At 62.6% G+C, this 15,831-nt stretch carries 14 protein-coding genes, 1 tRNA gene and 2 pseudogenes; 14 read left to right on the top strand and 3 right to left on the bottom strand.

Annotated features, from left to right (window positions below; all coding sequences use genetic code 11):
- Positions 1-724 (bottom strand): annotated as a pseudogene (locus tag FAZ69_RS27695) (NAD(P)/FAD-dependent oxidoreductase); the annotation flags it as partial.
- 2 nt (positions 725-726) lie between these two features.
- Positions 727-1,492 (bottom strand): annotated as a pseudogene (locus FAZ69_RS27690) (NAD(P)/FAD-dependent oxidoreductase); the annotation flags it as partial.
- 84 nt (positions 1,493-1,576) lie between these two features.
- Here FAZ69_RS27690 and FAZ69_RS27685 point away from each other — a divergent pair.
- Together FAZ69_RS27685 and FAZ69_RS27680 are read left to right on the top strand one after the other, a co-directional pair.
- Positions 1,577-2,353, top strand: a complete 777-nt coding sequence (locus tag FAZ69_RS27685; protein WP_136898283.1) for an SDR family oxidoreductase — start codon at positions 1,577-1,579, stop codon at positions 2,351-2,353.
- 48 nt (positions 2,354-2,401) lie between these two features.
- The gene (locus FAZ69_RS27680) at positions 2,402-2,833 is read left to right on the top strand and encodes an acyl-CoA thioesterase (protein ID WP_136898282.1); all 432 of its coding nucleotides are present in this window, start codon (positions 2,402-2,404) and stop codon (positions 2,831-2,833) included.
- A gap of 66 nt (positions 2,834-2,899) precedes the next feature.
- Here FAZ69_RS27680 and FAZ69_RS27675 read toward each other — a convergent pair whose 3' ends face one another.
- On the bottom strand, positions 2,900-3,445 hold the full coding sequence (locus FAZ69_RS27675; protein ID WP_136898281.1) for a PAS and helix-turn-helix domain-containing protein: 546 nt from the start codon (positions 3,443-3,445) through the stop codon (positions 2,900-2,902).
- A 252-nt stretch (positions 3,446-3,697) separates the two neighbouring features.
- On the opposite strand from FAZ69_RS27675, the gene FAZ69_RS27670 reads away from it, so the two are divergent.
- The 12 genes from FAZ69_RS27670 (at position 3,698) to pheS (ending at position 15,714) form a co-directional block, all read left to right on the top strand.
- Positions 3,698-4,402, top strand: a complete 705-nt coding sequence (locus FAZ69_RS27670; protein WP_136898280.1) for a CoA transferase subunit A — start codon at positions 3,698-3,700, stop codon at positions 4,400-4,402.
- 2 nt (positions 4,403-4,404) lie between these two features.
- Positions 4,405-5,046 (top strand): CoA transferase subunit B, encoded by a 642-nt coding sequence (locus FAZ69_RS27665; RefSeq protein ID WP_136898279.1) that lies wholly within the window; start codon positions 4,405-4,407, stop codon positions 5,044-5,046.
- A gap of 457 nt (positions 5,047-5,503) precedes the next feature.
- Positions 5,504-6,874 carry a group II intron reverse transcriptase/maturase gene (gene ltrA / locus FAZ69_RS27655; protein WP_136898277.1) on the top strand — a complete coding sequence of 457 codons (1,371 nt, stop codon included), beginning with the start codon at positions 5,504-5,506 and terminating at the stop codon, positions 6,872-6,874.
- A 257-nt stretch (positions 6,875-7,131) separates the two neighbouring features.
- Entirely contained in the window at positions 7,132-8,040 is a 909-nt protein-coding gene (locus FAZ69_RS27650) for an alpha/beta fold hydrolase (protein WP_136898276.1), read from the top strand.
- 77 nt (positions 8,041-8,117) lie between these two features.
- A complete protein-coding gene (locus FAZ69_RS27645; protein ID WP_136898275.1) occupies positions 8,118-8,471 on the top strand; it encodes a RidA family protein in 354 nt (117 codons plus the stop codon).
- 41 nt (positions 8,472-8,512) lie between these two features.
- Positions 8,513-10,747 (top strand): RelA/SpoT family protein, encoded by a 2,235-nt coding sequence (locus FAZ69_RS27640; protein WP_136898274.1) that lies wholly within the window; start codon positions 8,513-8,515, stop codon positions 10,745-10,747.
- A gap of 86 nt (positions 10,748-10,833) precedes the next feature.
- Positions 10,834-10,910 (top strand) — tRNA-Val (locus FAZ69_RS27635).
- Positions 10,911-11,222: 312 nt separating this feature from the next.
- Positions 11,223-13,130 (top strand): threonine--tRNA ligase, encoded by a 1,908-nt coding sequence (gene thrS, locus FAZ69_RS27625; RefSeq protein WP_136898273.1) that lies wholly within the window; start codon positions 11,223-11,225, stop codon positions 13,128-13,130.
- 49 nt (positions 13,131-13,179) lie between these two features.
- Positions 13,180-13,704, top strand: coding sequence for a translation initiation factor IF-3 (infC, locus tag FAZ69_RS27620; protein WP_136898272.1), 525 nt, complete (start codon positions 13,180-13,182; stop codon positions 13,702-13,704).
- 221 nt (positions 13,705-13,925) lie between these two features.
- A complete protein-coding gene (rpmI, locus tag FAZ69_RS27615) occupies positions 13,926-14,123 on the top strand; it encodes a 50S ribosomal protein L35 (RefSeq protein ID WP_004191477.1) in 198 nt (65 codons plus the stop codon).
- 29 nt (positions 14,124-14,152) lie between these two features.
- Positions 14,153-14,512, top strand: a complete 360-nt coding sequence (gene rplT / locus FAZ69_RS27610) for a 50S ribosomal protein L20 (protein WP_004192938.1) — start codon at positions 14,153-14,155, stop codon at positions 14,510-14,512.
- Between the two features lie 188 nt (positions 14,513-14,700).
- On the top strand, positions 14,701-15,714 hold the full coding sequence (pheS, locus tag FAZ69_RS27605; protein WP_169708778.1) for a phenylalanine--tRNA ligase subunit alpha: 1,014 nt from the start codon (positions 14,701-14,703) through the stop codon (positions 15,712-15,714).
- Positions 15,715-15,831: the final 117 nt, after the last annotated feature.

The raw sequence follows: 15,831 nt of genomic DNA, 5'->3' as shown, positions 1-15,831 counted from the left end.
GCGACATCAGCCCGCCCGCCGTGATCGCCCGCGCGCCGTACGAGACGCGCTTGCCGCCTTCGAGCACCTTGCGGATCTCGGGATGCGTCTTGTAGCGCTGGAACTCCTCGAACGGCGACAGATACGGATTCGTATAGCCCAGGCCGACCACGAAGCCGACCATCACCTGGTTGTTGTCGATGTGATAGAGGAACGAGCCGCCGTAGGTGTCCTTCTCCAGCGGCCAGCCGGCGGTGTGGATCACGAGCCCCGGCTGGTGCTTGGCCGGATCGATCTCCCACAGCTCCTTGATGCCGATGCCGTAGACCTGCGGGTCGGCATCCTTATTGAGCTTGAAGGTCTCGTTGAGCTGGCGGCCCAGGTGCCCGCGGCAGCCTTCGCAGAAGAGCGTGTATTTGGCGTGCAGCTCCATGCCGAGCTGGAAGTTCTCGGTGGGCTCGCCGTCGCGGCCGACGCCCAGGTTGCCGGTGACGACGCCTTTGACCGAGCCGTCGTCGTTGTAAAGCACTTCCGCAGCAGGAAAGCCCGGGAAGATCTCGACGCCAAGCGCTTCGGCCTGCTGCCCCAGCCAGCGCGTGACGTTGGCGAGGCTGATCACGTAGTTGCCGTGGTTCTTGAAGTTGTCCGGCAGCGCCCAGTTCGGGGTCTTGACGGCGCCTGTCTCGGTGAGAAAGAGGAAGCGGTCCTCGGTCACTTCGACGTTCAAAGGCGCGCCTTTTTCCTTCNGATGCCGATGCCGTAGACCTGCGGGTCGGCGTCCTTATTGAGCTTGAAGGTCTCGTTGAGCTGGCGGCCCAGGTGCCCGCGGCAGCCTTCGCAGAAGAGCGTGTATTTGGCGTGCAGCTCCATGCCGAGCTGGAAGTTCTCGGTGGGCTCGCCGTCGCGGCCGACGCCCAGGTTGCCGGTGACGACGCCTTTCACCGAGCCGTCGTCGTTGTAAAGCACTTCCGCAGCCGGAAAGCCCGGAAAGATCTCGACGCCAAGCGCTTCGGCCTGCTGCCCCAGCCAGCGCGTGACGTTGGCGAGGCTGATCACGTAGTTGCCGTGGTTCTTGAAGTTGTCGGGCAGCGCCCAGTTCGGGGTCTTGACGGCGCCTGTCTCGGTGAGAAAGAGGAAGCGGTCCTCGGTCACCGCGACGTTCAAAGGCGCGCCTTTTTCCTTCCAGTCGGGCATCAGCTCATTCAGCGCTCGCGGGTCCATCACCGCGCCGGAGAGGATATGCGCGCCGATCTCCGAGCCCTTCTCCAGCACGCAGACGCCGATCTCGACGCCCTTTTCCGCCGCCAGCTGCTTCAAGCGGATCGCCGCCGAGAGCCCCGCGGGGCCGCCGCCGACGATCACGACGTCGTACTCCATCGACTCGCGCGGGCCGTATTGCTCGATGAGACTTTCGGGGGTCATTGGGGCTCCTCTGCCGGTAGAATGCTTTTTTCGGGTTCGTATTGTCAGCGAACGATCGGTACGCCGCAACCGCATCTGCGCAGATTAGCACGATCGTTCTATTTCATGATAGGGTGTCGCCGCGTGATTGCGGCGAGCCCGTAATCCGCCAATTTCTACCGAACAAGGAACGACAATGGGCCGTTCGATCAATCTGGAAGGCAAGGTCGCTTTGATCACCGGCGCCTCGAGCGGGCTTGGCAAGCGCTTTGCGCAGGTGCTGTCGCAGGCGGGCGCGAAGGTCGTCCTCGCGAGCCGCCGGGTCGAGCGCCTGAAGGAACTGCGCGCCGAGATCGAGGCGTCCGGCGGCGCGGCGCACGTCGTCTCGCTCGACGTGACCGACTACCAAAGCATCAAATCCGCGGTCGCGCATGCGGAGACCGAGGCGGGGACGATCGACATCCTCGTCAACAACTCGGGTGTGTCGACGACGCAGCGGCTCGTCGACGTCACGCCCGCCGACTTCGAATACGTGTTCGACACCAACACGCGCGGCGCCTTCTTCGTCGCGCAGGAAGTGGCAAAGCGGATGATGATGCGCGCGAGCGGCTCGCAGAAGCCGGCTTACCGGATCATCAACATTGCGTCGGTGGCCGGCCTGAGGGTGCTGCCGCAAATCGGCCTTTATTCGATGAGCAAGGCCGCTGTCGTGCACATGACGAAGGCGATGGCGCTCGAATGGGGCCGCCATGGCATCAACGTGAACGCGATCTGTCCCGGCTATATCGATACCGAGATCAACCATCACCACTGGTCGACCGAGCAAGGCCAGAAGCTGCTGTCGATGCTGCCGCGCCGGCGCGTCGGCCAGCCGGAAGACCTCGACGGCCTGTTGCTGTTGCTTGCCGCTGACGAATCGCAGTTCGTCAACGGCGCGGTGATTTCCGCCGACGATGGCTTTGGGCTCGCCTAGCACGCTGTCAATCGCATTACCCCGATTTTCCTTTGCAGAAAAAGTTTGATGAGCGATTACCACCCTGTTTTCGAGATGTCGATGCCGATCCGCTGGGGCGACATGGACGCCTTCGGCCACGTGAATAACACCGTCTATTTCCGCTACATGGAGCAGGTGCGGATTTCCTGGTTCGAACATCTGGGCATCATGGGCGGCGGCGAAGAAGGGCAGGGGCCGGTGATCGTCAATGCGTCGATGGAGTTTCTCAAGCAATTGCACTACCCGGGCGACGTCATCGGCCGGATGACCATCGGCAAGCCCGGGCGGAGCAGCTTCGACACCGGTTTCGAACTCAAGCGCGCCGACGATCCCGGGCAGCTCTGCGCACGCGGCAGTGCGCGCTGCGTGTGGATCGACTATGCGGCCGGCAAGTCGGTGCCGATTCCGGACCTGCTGCGCGACACCATCGAAAACGCGGTGCTGGTCAAAGCGTCCTGAGCTTGCGTTGGCCTGCGCGTCCTTCGTTCGAAGCGATGCGCATTCGCGCCAGGCTCGCAGGCCCGGCTAGTTCCCCAGCAGTCTTTGCAGGAGTTCGGTCGCGTTGCCCGTGCCGTACTTGCGCATCAGCCGCGCCCGGTAGACGTCGACCGTGCGCGAACTAATGTCGAGCGTGCGTCCGATCTGCTTGCTCGTCTTGCCGGTCGCGAGCAGCGCGGCGATCTCGCGCTCGCGCGGCGTCAGCTCGACGGCGACGCGGCGTGTCGCGCTCAGATCCTCGAAGGTCCAGACGCCCGCTGCGAGCGGCGCGCGCCGGTCGAGCGCGCGTCCTGTCACATGACACCAGAACAATTCGCCTGTCGCGCGTTTCATGATGCGGTCGTCGGCGTAACTGCCTTGCGCCGTCATGATCGGGCCGATGCGCTCGCCGATCCGCTCGAATTCCGCCGGCGACGGGTAGAGCGTCTGGAACGATTGCCCGATCAGCGCCGCCCGCTCGCAACGGAAGATCGCGGCGAGCGCGTCGTTGCAGTCTTCGATGACCCGGTCGCGCGACAGCACGAGCCCGATCGGGGCGAGATGAAAGGCGGTCTGGTAGTCGATCTGGGGCATGGTTGAAGCGGTGCGGGGCCAGGCTCCGCCGGGCGATTGCTTATGTATTTTTGCGTATTGTGCCGCAATGCCTGCGCATCGTACCCTTTCACGCATATCACAACGGGCGGCACACGCGGGACGGTTTGCCGGGTTCGACGCCGGTATTCGCCGTACGTGACTAGAATGATGAGGCATCGGGATCGTGATCGATGCTCACCGCACCGGTCCGGTTTTCAGGTTTCCATTCGAGGAAAAGGAAGGGACACACAGATGAACAAAGTCTATCCAAGCGCATCCGCCGCGCTCGAAGGCATCGTCGAGGACGAGCAGACCTTCGCCGTTGGCGGCTTCGGTTTGTGCGGCATTCCCGAGGCGCTGATCGGGGCGCTGCGCGATTCGGGCGTCAAGGGCATTACCTGCATCAGCAACAACGCGGGTGTCGACGGCTTCGGCCTCGGTCTTCTGCTCGAGACGCGGCAGATCAAGAAAATGATCTCGTCGTATGTCGGCGAGAACAAGGAATTCGAGCGTCAATATCTGTCGGGCGAGCTCGAGCTCGAGTTCACGCCGCAAGGCACGCTCGCCGAGAAACTGCGCGCGGGCGGCGCGGGCATCCCGGCATTCTTCACGAACACGGGCTACGGCACGATCATCGCGGAAGGCAAGGAAACCCGCCAGTTCGGCGACCGCCAATACGTGCTCGAGCCGTCGCTCACGGCGGACGTCGCGCTCGTCAAGGCCTGGAAGGCCGACAAGTCCGGCAATCTGATCTACCGCCGCACGGCGCGCAACTTCAACCCGATGTGCGCGATGGCCGGCAAGATCACGGTGGTCGAGGTCGAGGAGATCGTCGAGACCGGCGAGCTCGACCCGGACGCGATCCACACGCCCGGCATCTTCGTGCAGCGCATCGTGCTCAATGCGCATCCGGAAAAACGCATCGAACAACGCATCGTCCGCGCGAAAGGAGAGTGATCATGGCATGGACTCGTGACGAAATGGCCGCGCGCGCGGCGCAGGAACTGCAGGACGGCTTCTATGTGAATCTCGGCATTGGCCTGCCGACGCTGGTCGCGAACCACGTGCCGCCCGGTGTCGAAGTGTGGCTGCAGTCGGAGAACGGCCTGCTCGGCATCGGCCCGTCGCCGACCGAAGAGGAAGTCGACGCTGACCTGATCAACGCTGGCAAGCAGACCGTGACGACGCTGCCGGGATCGTCGATCTTCTCATCGGCCGACTCGTTCGCGATGATTCGCGGCGGCCACATCAACCTCGCGATTCTCGGTGCGATGCAGATCAGCAAGAAGGGCGACCTCGCGAACTGGATGATTCCCGGCAAGATGATCAAGGGAATGGGCGGCGCGATGGACCTCGTGGCCGGCGTGAAGCGCGTCGTGGTGCTGATGGAGCATGTCGCGAAGGGCGACCAGCACAAGATCCTCGAGGAATGCACGCTGCCGCTTACGGGCGTGGGCGTCGTCGACCGGATCATCACCGATCTCGGCGTGATCGACGTGACCGACGACGGGCTGAAGCTCGTGGAGCTGGCGAGCGGCGTTACCGTCGAGGAGATCAAGGCGAAGACCGGTGCACCGCTCGATGTGAGCGCGCTGCATTGAGATCGGGCCGGCCGGCGGTTGCCGTCGGCGCGTGAATGTGACAAACGGGTGAGGCGAGAGCCTCGCCCGTTTTCGTTGTGCGCCCAGCATGGGCGCAGTCCTGCGGGTGCAAGTCCCGCCATAAGCTGGTCATGGCGAATGAAGCGAAGCGCAACTGCACGAGGGCGACCGAGTGTGGGGAGGAAGCGTGGAGCGTAAATCGCGAGCCGATGGACAAGAACCGTATAGAAGGCGCTGCTTGGCAGGGCGAGCGGGCAAGATACCGCGAAGCTCTCGTGACCAAGGCGAAGCGGCGTAAATGCGGCGGTTGTGCGATGAAGGAGTGTGTTCTTACCTGGGGAGATCTCGCCTCGTGCCTGAAAGGGCGACGGCGCTGAGCCGGAGCGAGAAGTCAGCAGAGGCCGTAGTAGCTGCCGGTTGGGGGCGAAGGGTCGAACGAGTAGGAGGGTCGAAGGCCGTGACGCTCGGACGTGCAGTGCATAAGAAGCCCGCCGACGCGGGACGCAACGAAGGCAGGCAAGGTGAAGCCGAGCCGGGAGCGGTGCGTGATGAAGCACGGACGGCGCGAGACGAAACTGGAGGCTTGGGGCGAGACAGTCTGCTATCGCAGATGCTCGCGAGAGCGAATCTGGTGATGGCGTGGAAACGCGTCAAAGCCAATCGCGGTAGTGCCGGGGTGGATGGGAAGTCGATTGTCGAGACGGCGGAGCATCTCAAGACGCACTGGCCCCGGATTCGGGATGCATTACTGGACGGCAGCTACCGGCCCGCGCCGGTGAGGCGAGTCCAGATTCCGAAACCTGGGGGCGGGAGGCGTGAACTGGGGATACCGACGGTGACGGATCGGCTGATCCAGCAAGCCCTGCTGCAAGTCTTGCAGCCCATGATTGATCCGAGCTTCTCCGAACACAATTACGGCTTTCGAGCGGGACGGCGTGCGCGCGATGCGGTGCTAGCAGCTCAGCGTCAGGTGCAGGACGGCTACCGTGTGGTGGTCGATGTGGATCTGGAGAAGTTCTTTGATCGGGTCAATCACGACATTCTGATGGAGCGGCTCTCGAGGCGGATCGCGGACAAGGCCGTGCTGCGGCTGATTCGTCACTACCTTGTGGCTGGAATCATGGATGGCGGGGTGGTCAGTGAGCGATACGAGGGCACGCCGCAGGGTGGGCCGCTCTCGCGGTTGCTGGCCAATGTACTGCTGGACGAGGTGGATCGGACGTTAGAGAAACGTGGCCACCGCTTCGTGCGCTACGCCGAAGACTGCAACGTGTACGTGCGCAGTCACCGCGCAGGCGAGCGAGTGCTGGACAGCTTGCGCAAGCTCTACGAGCGGCTTCACCTGAAGGTCAACGAGGCCAAGACGGCGGTGGCGTATGCGAGCAGACGCAAGTTTCTGGGCTACCGGTTGTGGCACGGAGCGGGCGGTCGGGTTAAGTGCGCGGTTGCCCGAGCGGCACTGGAGACCTTCAAGCAACGCATCCGGGAGCTGACACGCAGATCGAGTGGGCGAAGTCTGGCGGAAGTAACGGACAAGCTCAAGGCGTATATACCGGGTTGGAAGGCGTACTTCCAACTTGCGCAAACGCCGAGGGTGTTCCGCACGCTCGACGAGTGGATCCGGCACCGGCTGCGCGCGTTGCAGCTCAAGCACTGGCGCTGGGGCACGACGATGTACCAGGAGTTGAGGGCGCTGGGCGCCTCGCACGCGGATGCCCGAGAGGTAGCCGCGAATAGTCGGCGGTGGTGGCATAACAGCCGCTTGCTGCTGAACCGAGCGATACGCATCGCCTACTTCGACCGGCTTGGCGTACCTCGGCTCTCATGACCTCAACGGCTCGAACCGCCCGGTGCGGACCCGCACGCCGGGTGTGGGAGGGGATCGCTCAGGCTACCTGAGCGCCCCTATCCCGTTTGGCGCCGGCTTGGCGCGAGCTTGTGCGTGCCGCGTCAGCCGTTCGGCCAAGTCTTCCGTAATCGCAAAGCGTTTACAATCGACAGCATCTTCTTCGTGCCGTCCCAAGGCCCGCGCGTCGACGCAGGCCATCGTTTCGCCGGTCCGCACATCAAGCAAGGAAAGCCCAGATGACCACCGCATCCGCCGCTCCATCGGCTGTTCCCCGTCAACGTTACGTGCAATGCGCGAGCCCGGGCGGGCTGCATCGCATTGCCTATACCGAGTGGGGCGATGCCGCGAATCCTCGCGTGCTCGTGTGCGTGCATGGGCTCACGCGTTCGGGGCGCGATTTCGACCGGTTGGCTGCGGCGCTGGGGGATGTCTATCGGGTCGTGTGTCCCGACGTGGCCGGGCGAGGCTTGTCGGACTGGCTCAATAACCCCAACTACTATGCCGTGCCGCAGTACGTCGCCGACATGGTGACGCTCATCGCGCGGCTTGACGTCGAATCGGTCGATTGGTTCGGCACGTCGATGGGCGGGCTGATCGGGATGGGTCTTGCAGGCCTGCCGAATTCGCCGATCCGGAAGCTGCTGCTCAACGACATCGGTCCGCATATCGAGCCGGTGGCGCTGGAGCGCATCGGGGAGTATCTCGGCAAGCCGGCGCGCTTCGCGACGAAGCAGGAGGGGATCGACCATGCGGCGGCGCTCGCCGCGTCGTTCGGGCCGCTGACGCCGCAGGAATGGAACGAGATCAACACGCCGCTCTTGCGCGAGCGCGGCGACGGCGCCTGGGAGTTTCGCTACGATCCTCGCATCGCGGTACCGTTCGCGGCGACTACGCCCGAGGCAGCCGCGGCCGGCGAGGCGGCGCTGTGGGGCGCGCTCGCGGCGATACCGGGGCCGGTGCTGGCCGTGCGCGGCGCGGAGTCGGATTTGCTGTCGCGCGAGACGGTCGCGCAAATGGTCGAACGCGGGCAGGCCGTATCGGGCGTCGAGATCGACGGCGTCGGCCATGCGCCGGCGTTTCTCGACGCAGCCCAGATCGCGATCGCACGCCGCTTCTTTGTCGGCGAAACGCACGGCGCGTCATAATATGGGATTGCGCGCGGCGGCATGACGCGTTTGCGCGCGCTCAACATCGATCAACGCTCACTCATCCAGGAAACTTCATGGCAGTCATTCGTCATCACGTCGGCGCGCGTCTTTCGGAAATCGCGATTCACAACGGCACGGTCTATCTCGCCGGTCAGATCGCCGACGATACGGAGCAGGACATCGAAGGCCAGACACGCGAAGTGCTCGGCCATATCGACCGCTTGCTCGGCGAGGCGGACAGCGACAAGTCGCAGCTGCTGTCGGTGCAGATCTATCTGGCGGACATGGTCGACTTCGGCGGCATGAACACCGTCTGGGACACCTGGGTCGCAGCCGGCGCGACGCCGCCGCGTGCGACGGTCGAGGCGAAGCTCGCGAATCCGAAGTGCCTCGTCGAAATCGTGGTCGTGGCTGCGCAGCGGAGTTGAGACACGTTGAGTCTGCGTTTTTCCTCGCTTGGCGCTGCACGATGACTGCCGATACCGTTACGACCGGAACGAACCCGACGCCGTCGTTCGACGACGCGTTGGCGTTCGTGCGCGAGCACGCCGGCGACGCGCGGCTCTCGTCGGGCGAGCTGCTTGCCGATCACGCCGCGGGAACCGCGGCGATCATGAGCACGCTGAACGTCGATCCGCCTGCTGTGCTGGCGGCCGCGCTGTTTGCGCTGACGCCGCATCTCGAGGATCCCGAGCACGTGATCGCCGAGCGCTTCGGTGAGGAGGTCGCGCAGCTTGTCGGCGATGTGCGCAAGCTGTTGCGGCTCGGCACGGTCGGCTTGCGCGCGGCGCAAAGCGCCTTGCCGGAAGCTGGGCGCGATGCGCAGGCGGAGCGCCGCGCGCAGATCGAAGCGCTGCGCAAGATGTTGCTCGCGTTCGCCCAGGACATTCGCGTGGTGTTGATCCGCCTCGCCTCGCGCCTGCAGTCGCTGCGGTACTACGCGGCTGCGAAGCTGTCACCCGGCCCCGACGTCGCGCGCGAAACGCTCGATATCTACGCGCCGCTCGCGAACCGGCTCGGTATCTGGCAACTGAAGTGGGAGCTCGAAGACCTCGCATTCCGCTTCGAAGATCCGGATACCTACAAGCGCATCGCGAAGCTGCTCGACGAAAAGCGTGTCGAGCGTGAAGGCTATGTCGCGAGCGCAATTGAGCGCCTGCAGCAGGAGCTCGCCGCCGCAAGCATTCGCGCGGACGTGAGCGGGCGGCCAAAGCACATCTACAGCATCTGGCGCAAGATGCGCGGCAAGGAGCTCGATTTCGCCGAGCTTTACGACGTGCGCGCGTTCCGCGTGATCGTGCCGGACATCAAGGATTGCTACACCGTGCTCGGCATCGTCCACAACCTGTGGCAGCCGATTCCGAAGGAGTTCGACGATTACATCTCGCGGCCGAAGCCCAACGGCTACAAGTCGCTGCACACGGTCGTGATCGGCGATGACGGCCGCGCGTTCGAAGTGCAGATCCGCACGCACGAAATGCATCAGTTCGCCGAATACGGCGTCGCCGCCCACTGGCGCTACAAGGAAGCGGGCACGCGCGGCTACGGCGGCCAGGTCACCGCGAGCGAGAAATACGACGAGAAGATTGCCTGGCTGCGTCAGCTCCTTGCCTGGAAGGACGACGTCGCCGAGGGCGATCAGGCCTCCAGCAAGCCGTGGGAGCAATTGCGTCAGGCGACGCTCGACGACGACCACATCTACGTGCTGACGCCGCAGGCGCGCGTGATCGCGCTGCCGCGGGGCGCGACGCCGCTCGATTTCGCGTATCACCTGCATAGCGAGCTGGGGCACCGTTGCCGCGGCGCGCGCGTCGACGGTGCGATGGTGCCGCTCAACACGCCGCTGCAGAACGGCCAGACGGTCGAGGTTGTCGCAGTCAAAGAAGGTGGTCCGTCGCGCGATTGGCTCAATCCGCAACTCGGCTATTTGCAGAGCCACCGGGCAAAGCAGAAGGTGCGCGCGTGGTTCAACGCAATCGAGCTGCAGGAGAACATCGCCGCCGGACGTGCGATGGTCGAGAAGACGCTGCAGCGTGAAGGCCGGACCTCGGTGAATCTCGATCAGCTTGCTGCGAAGCTCGGCTTCAAGGCGCCCGACGATCTGTTCAACGTGGTCGGCAAGGAAGAGTTCAGCCTGCGCAATATCGAGCAGGCGCTTTCCGATGCGCCGCCGCCCGAGCCTGAAGTCGAAGCGCCCGAGCAGTTCGAGAAGCGCAGCAGCGGAGCGAGTGTGGCGCATGGCGCGTCGGCGGGCGTGTTGGTCGTCGGCGTTGACGCGCTGCTGACGCAGCTCGCGCGCTGCTGCCGGCCGGCGCCGCCCGATGCGATCAGCGGGTTCGTCACGCGTGGCAAGGGCATGTCGATACACCGCAGCGATTGCGCGACGTTCCTCCGGATGGCGGCGCGCGCGCCCGAGCGTGTATTGGAAACGGCTTGGTCTGCCGACGTGCTTGGTGGGCGCGGATCGTCGGTCTATCCGGTCGATCTCGCGATCGAAGCGGCGGACCGTCAAGGGCTTCTGCGCGACATCTCCGAAGTCTTCGCTCGCGAGAAGATGAACGTCATCGGCGTGAAGACGATGAGCCGTCGCAACGCGGCGTTCATGCAATTCACCGTCGAGGTGTCGAACGCCGCGCAAGTGCAGCGCGCGTGCATGCTGCTCGGTGAGGTAAGTGGCGTGGTGCGTGCGTCGCGCAAATCGTGAGCTTCGAGTTCGCGATACTTTTTTAATGTCGATGCATAAAAGTGCTTGCCAAGTCTCGATAGGGTCAATATAATTTCAGCTTCTTCAGGCTCGTAGCTCAGCTGGTTAGAGCACCACCTTGACATGGTGGGGGTCGTTGGTTCGAGTCCAATCGAGCCTACCAACGAAATAGAAGCTCCGGTTCGCCGGAGCTTCAAGCAAGTGCAGAAAGCGCCTCGGCGCAAAAGGCGAATACGGTTATGACACCGCGAACGTTTACCGAAATCACTTCGGAGCGACGCTAGTCGAGGACCTCTTTCGCCCTGTTGTTTGCTGAAAAAGTGAATGCGGCCCCTCGAAAGCGGGGCCGCATTTTTTTTCGCCGCTTTTTGGTCGCCTATTCGCTGTGTGTCCGTGGTTTGCGGATCGGCGGCGAATTTTTGTAGCCAACACATTGTTTCATGCGCCGCCTTGCGCGGGCATTTCGGAGAACACAATGGTTTCGATACGTCTGCCTGACGGTTCGGTTCGACAGTACGATCATCCGGTGACGGTTGCCGAAGTGGCGTCTTCCATCGGCCCCGGTCTCGCGAAGGCCGCGCTCGGCGGCAAGCTCGATGGAGAGCTGGTCGATACGTCGACGCTGATCGATCGCGACGCGGCGCTCGCGATTGTCACCGAAAAGGATGCAGACGGCCTCGACATCATTCGCCATTCGACGGCGCACTTGCTTGCATATGCAGTGAAGGATCTCTACCCGGAAGCGCAAGTGACGATCGGGCCGGTGATCGACAACGGCTTCTACTACGACTTCTCGTATCACCGCCCCTTTACGCCGGAAGATCTCGAGAAGATCGAAAAGCGCATGCAGGATCTCGCGAAGAAGGATGAGCCGGTGTCGCGCCGGGTGGTCTCGCGCAACGAGGCCGCGGAGTATTTCAAGAGCATCGGTGAGAAGTACAAGGCCGAGATCATCGAATCGATTCCGGTGAGCGACGAGATCAAGCTTTATTCGCACGGCGGCTTCACCGATTTGTGCCGCGGCCCGCACGTGCCGTCCATGGGCAAGCTCAAGGTCTTCAAGCTGATGAAGGTTGCGGGCGCTTATTGGCGCGGCGATTCGAAGAACGAGCAACTGCAACGCATCTATGGCACGGCCTGGACGAAAAAGGAAGACCAGGACGCATACCTGCACATGCTCGAAGAGGCCGAAAAGCGCGACCACCGCAAGCTCGGCAAGCAACTCGACCTGTTCCACATGCAGGACGAGTCGCCGGGCATGGTGTTCTGGCATCCGAAGGGCTGGTCGCTGTGGCAGCAAGTCGAGCAATACATGCGCCGGCGCGTGAACGGGGACGGTTACCTCGAGATCAAGACGCCGATGATCATGGACCGCTCGCTGTGGGAGGCGTCGGGCCACTGGCAGAACTACCGTGAAAACATGTTCACGACGGAGTCGGAGAAGCGCGACTACGCAATCAAACCGATGAACTGCCCGGGTCACGTTCAGGTGTTCAAGCACGGCCTGCGTTCGTACCGCGACCTGCCGCTGCGTTATGCCGAATTCGGCTCGTGCCACCGCAACGAGGCATCGGGTGCGCTGCACGGCTTGATGCGCGTGCGCGGCTTCGTTCAGGACGACGCCCATATTTTCTGTACCGAAGACCAGTTCATCGCCGAGTCGATCAAGTTCAATACGCTGGCGATGAGCGTCTACAAGGACTTCGGCTTCGACAATATCGACATCAAGCTGTCGCTGCGTCCGGAGCAGCGCGCGGGCACCGACGAAATCTGGGATCGCGCGGAGCAGGGCCTGCGCGACGCGCTGACGGCCTGCGGTCTCCAGTGGGAGGAGCTCGAAGGCGAGGGCGCGTTCTACGGTCCGAAAATCGAGTACCACATCAAGGACGCGCTGGGCCGCTCGTGGCAGTGCGGCACGCTGCAGCTCGACATGGTGCTGCCGGAGCGCCTCGGCGCCGAGTACGTAGCCGAGGACAACAGCCGCCGCCGTCCGGTGATGTTGCACCGGGCGATCGTCGGCTCGATGGAGCGCTTCCTCGGGATTCTCATCGAGCACCACGCTGGTGCGATGCCTGCGTGGCTCGCGCCCGTGCAGGTCGTCGTGATGAATATTGCGGAAAGTCAGGCCGAATATGCGCAAACGCTGACCCAATCGTTGCAAAAACAAGGGGTTAGAGTTGAGGCTGATTTGCGCAACGAGAAAATTAGCTATAAAATACGGGAGCACACGCTGGAAAAAGTGCCGTATCTGCTTGTGATCGGCGACAAGGAGCGTGATGCACAAACGGTAGCCGTGCGTGCCCGTGGCGGTGTGGATCTGGGCGTCATGCCGATCAGCACCTTCGTTGAGCGCCTGCGTGAAGACATCCAGGCGTTCAAGTAAGCCATCTGGCAGCGCGGCTCGTTTTTTTAATTTTTAGAGGAAACGTAACATCGCTACTGATAAGTCGTCGCATCGCATCAACGGTGAAATCACTGCACCTGAGGTGCGTCTGGTCGGAGTCGAGAACGAACCGCTCGGCATCGTGAAATTGGCCGAAGCTTTCCGCTTGTCGGAACAGCAGGACGTGGATCTGGTTGAAATCGCCCCGCAGGCGGTACCGCCCGTTTGCCGTTTGATGGACTACGGCAAGTTCAAGTACCAGGAAGCGAAAAAGCAGCACGAGGCGAAGCTCAAGCAGAAGGTCATCCAGGTCAAGGAAGTGAAGTTCCGCCCTGGCACGGATGACGGCGATTACAACGTCAAGCTGCGCAACCTCGTCCGCTTCCTCGAAGACGGCGACAAGACGAAAATCACGTTGCGTTTCCGTGGCCGCGAAATGGCTCACCAGGAAATCGGCATGCGCATGCTCGAACGCTTGCGCACCGATCTCGACGAGGTGGGGCAGGTCGAGCAGATGCCGAAGATGGAAGGGCGCCAGATGATCATGGTGCTGGCCCCGAAGAAGAAGAAGTGATTGGATGGCGCGCACGGTTGCGCGCCCCATCGGTTGCACAGAATCAAGCTTTAACTGGCAGGTTTCGGTGGAGAGCCCGAAGTGCGGGCTCTTTGCCTGAAAAGGCGGCGACCGGCACGATCGGTTCGCCGCACACAAGTGGACTGGGTTTCGAAGGGCGGGTCAGGGGCTTTCAGCCAACCGCACACCCATCGCCATCTAATAAACTGGAGTTGTTCGTCATGCCTAAGATGAAGACCAAGAAGAGCGCTGCAAAGCGCTTCGTGGTGCGTCCGGGCGGTACCGTCAAGCGCGGTCAAGCCTTCAAGCGCCACATTCTTACCAAGAAAACCACCAAGAACAAGCGTCACCTGCGCGGCGCCACGGCAGTTCACGATTCCGATCTGAACTCCGTCCGCGCGATGCTTCCGTTCGCCTAACCCTCAACTGATACTCAAAGGAGCGAAACATGCCTCGAGTTAAACGTGGGGTTACCGCACGGGCCCGCCACAAGAAGATCATCAACCTTGCGAAGGGCTACCGCGGCCGTCGCAATAACGTCTATCGCATCGCCAAGCAGGCGGTCATGCGCGCTGGCCAGTACGCCTACCGCGATCGCCGCAACAAGAAGCGTGTGTTCCGCGCACTGTGGATCACGCGTATCAACGCGGCGGTGCGTCAGCACGACATGACGTACAGCGTGTTCATCAACGGCCTGAAGAAGGCGTCGATCGAACTCGACCGCAAGGTGCTGGCCGATATGGCGGTGTTCGACAAGGCTGCTTTTGCTGCGATCGTGAAGCAGGTGAAAGCCGCCGTTGCAGCCTAATTGCGAAATTAGCACTGCGTGGTTCGTTGCAGCGAAGATCCGGTAGTCTCGGTGCCGCTGCAACAAAAACGGGGCTCCTCACCGAGCCCCTTTTTTGTTGGTAAAAACGAATTCGCATGTGTTCGCCGTTCGGGTCCGTGGCTCGAGCGTACGTGTCACTCTTCAATGATGTTGAAATGATGGGATCAATGGATTTGGACCAGATTGTCGCCGACGCGCAAAAAGCCTTCGAACAGGCCGCCGATGTCACCACGCTCGAAAACGAGAAGGCGCGGTTTCTCGGCAAGTCGGGCGCATTGACCGAGCTGTTGAAGGGCCTTGGCAAGCTCGATCCTGAGACGCGCAAGACCGAAGGCGCGCGCATCAACGTCGCGAAGCAGCAGGTCGAGGCGGCGCTGACCGCGCGCCGGCAGTCGCTGGCGGATGCGCTCTTGAATCAGCGCCTCGCGGCAGAAGCGATCGACGTCACGCTGCCCGGGCGTGGTGCGGGCGCAGGCAGCCTGCATCCGGTGATGCGGACTTGGGAGCGCGTTGAGCAGATTTTCGGTTCGATCGGCTTCGATGTCGCCGATGGTCCCGAGATCGAAACCGACTGGTACAACTTCACCGCATTGAACAGTCCGGAGAACCACCCGGCTCGCTCGATGCAGGACACGTTCTACATCGACGGCAAGGATGCGGACGGCCGTCAATTGCTGTTGCGCACGCATACGAGCCCGATGCAGGTGCGCTATGCGCGCATGAACCAGCCGCCCATCAAGGTGATCGTGCCGGGACGCACCTACCGCGTGGACAGCGACGCGACGCACTCGCCGATGTTCAACCAGGTCGAAGGGCTGTGGATCGAAGAGAACATCAGCTTCGCGGACCTGAAGGGCGTCTATACCGACTTCCTCAGGAAATTCTTCGAGCGCGACGACATCCTCGTGCGCTTCCGTCCGTCGTACTTCCCGTTCACCGAGCCCTCGGCCGAAATCGACATGATGTTCGAAGAGGGCAAGAACGCCGGCAAGTGGCTAGAAATCTCGGGCTCCGGGCAGGTGCATCCGAACGTAATCCGCAACATGGGCCTCGATCCCGAGCGCTACATCGGCTTTGCGTTCGGCAGCGGCCTCGAGCGGCTGACGATGCTGCGCTACGGCGTGCAAGACCTGCGGCTCTTCTTCGAAAACGACCTGCGCTTCCTGCGGCAATTTGCATAACGCGCGAGTCGGGCGCAGCGTGTGCATGAGCCGCGATGCGCGCCGAGCACTGTGTTCCGGCGGATTGCGCAGCATCGAGCCGGACGTGGACATAACCCATTTCGAACGTAGACATCC

This window comes from Trinickia terrae (assembly GCF_005144415.1).
GTDB classification, from domain to species: domain Bacteria; phylum Pseudomonadota; class Gammaproteobacteria; order Burkholderiales; family Burkholderiaceae; genus Trinickia_A; species Trinickia_A terrae.
Note: the sequence above shows the minus strand (reverse complement) of the source record. Positions and strands in the feature narration are given on the sequence as shown.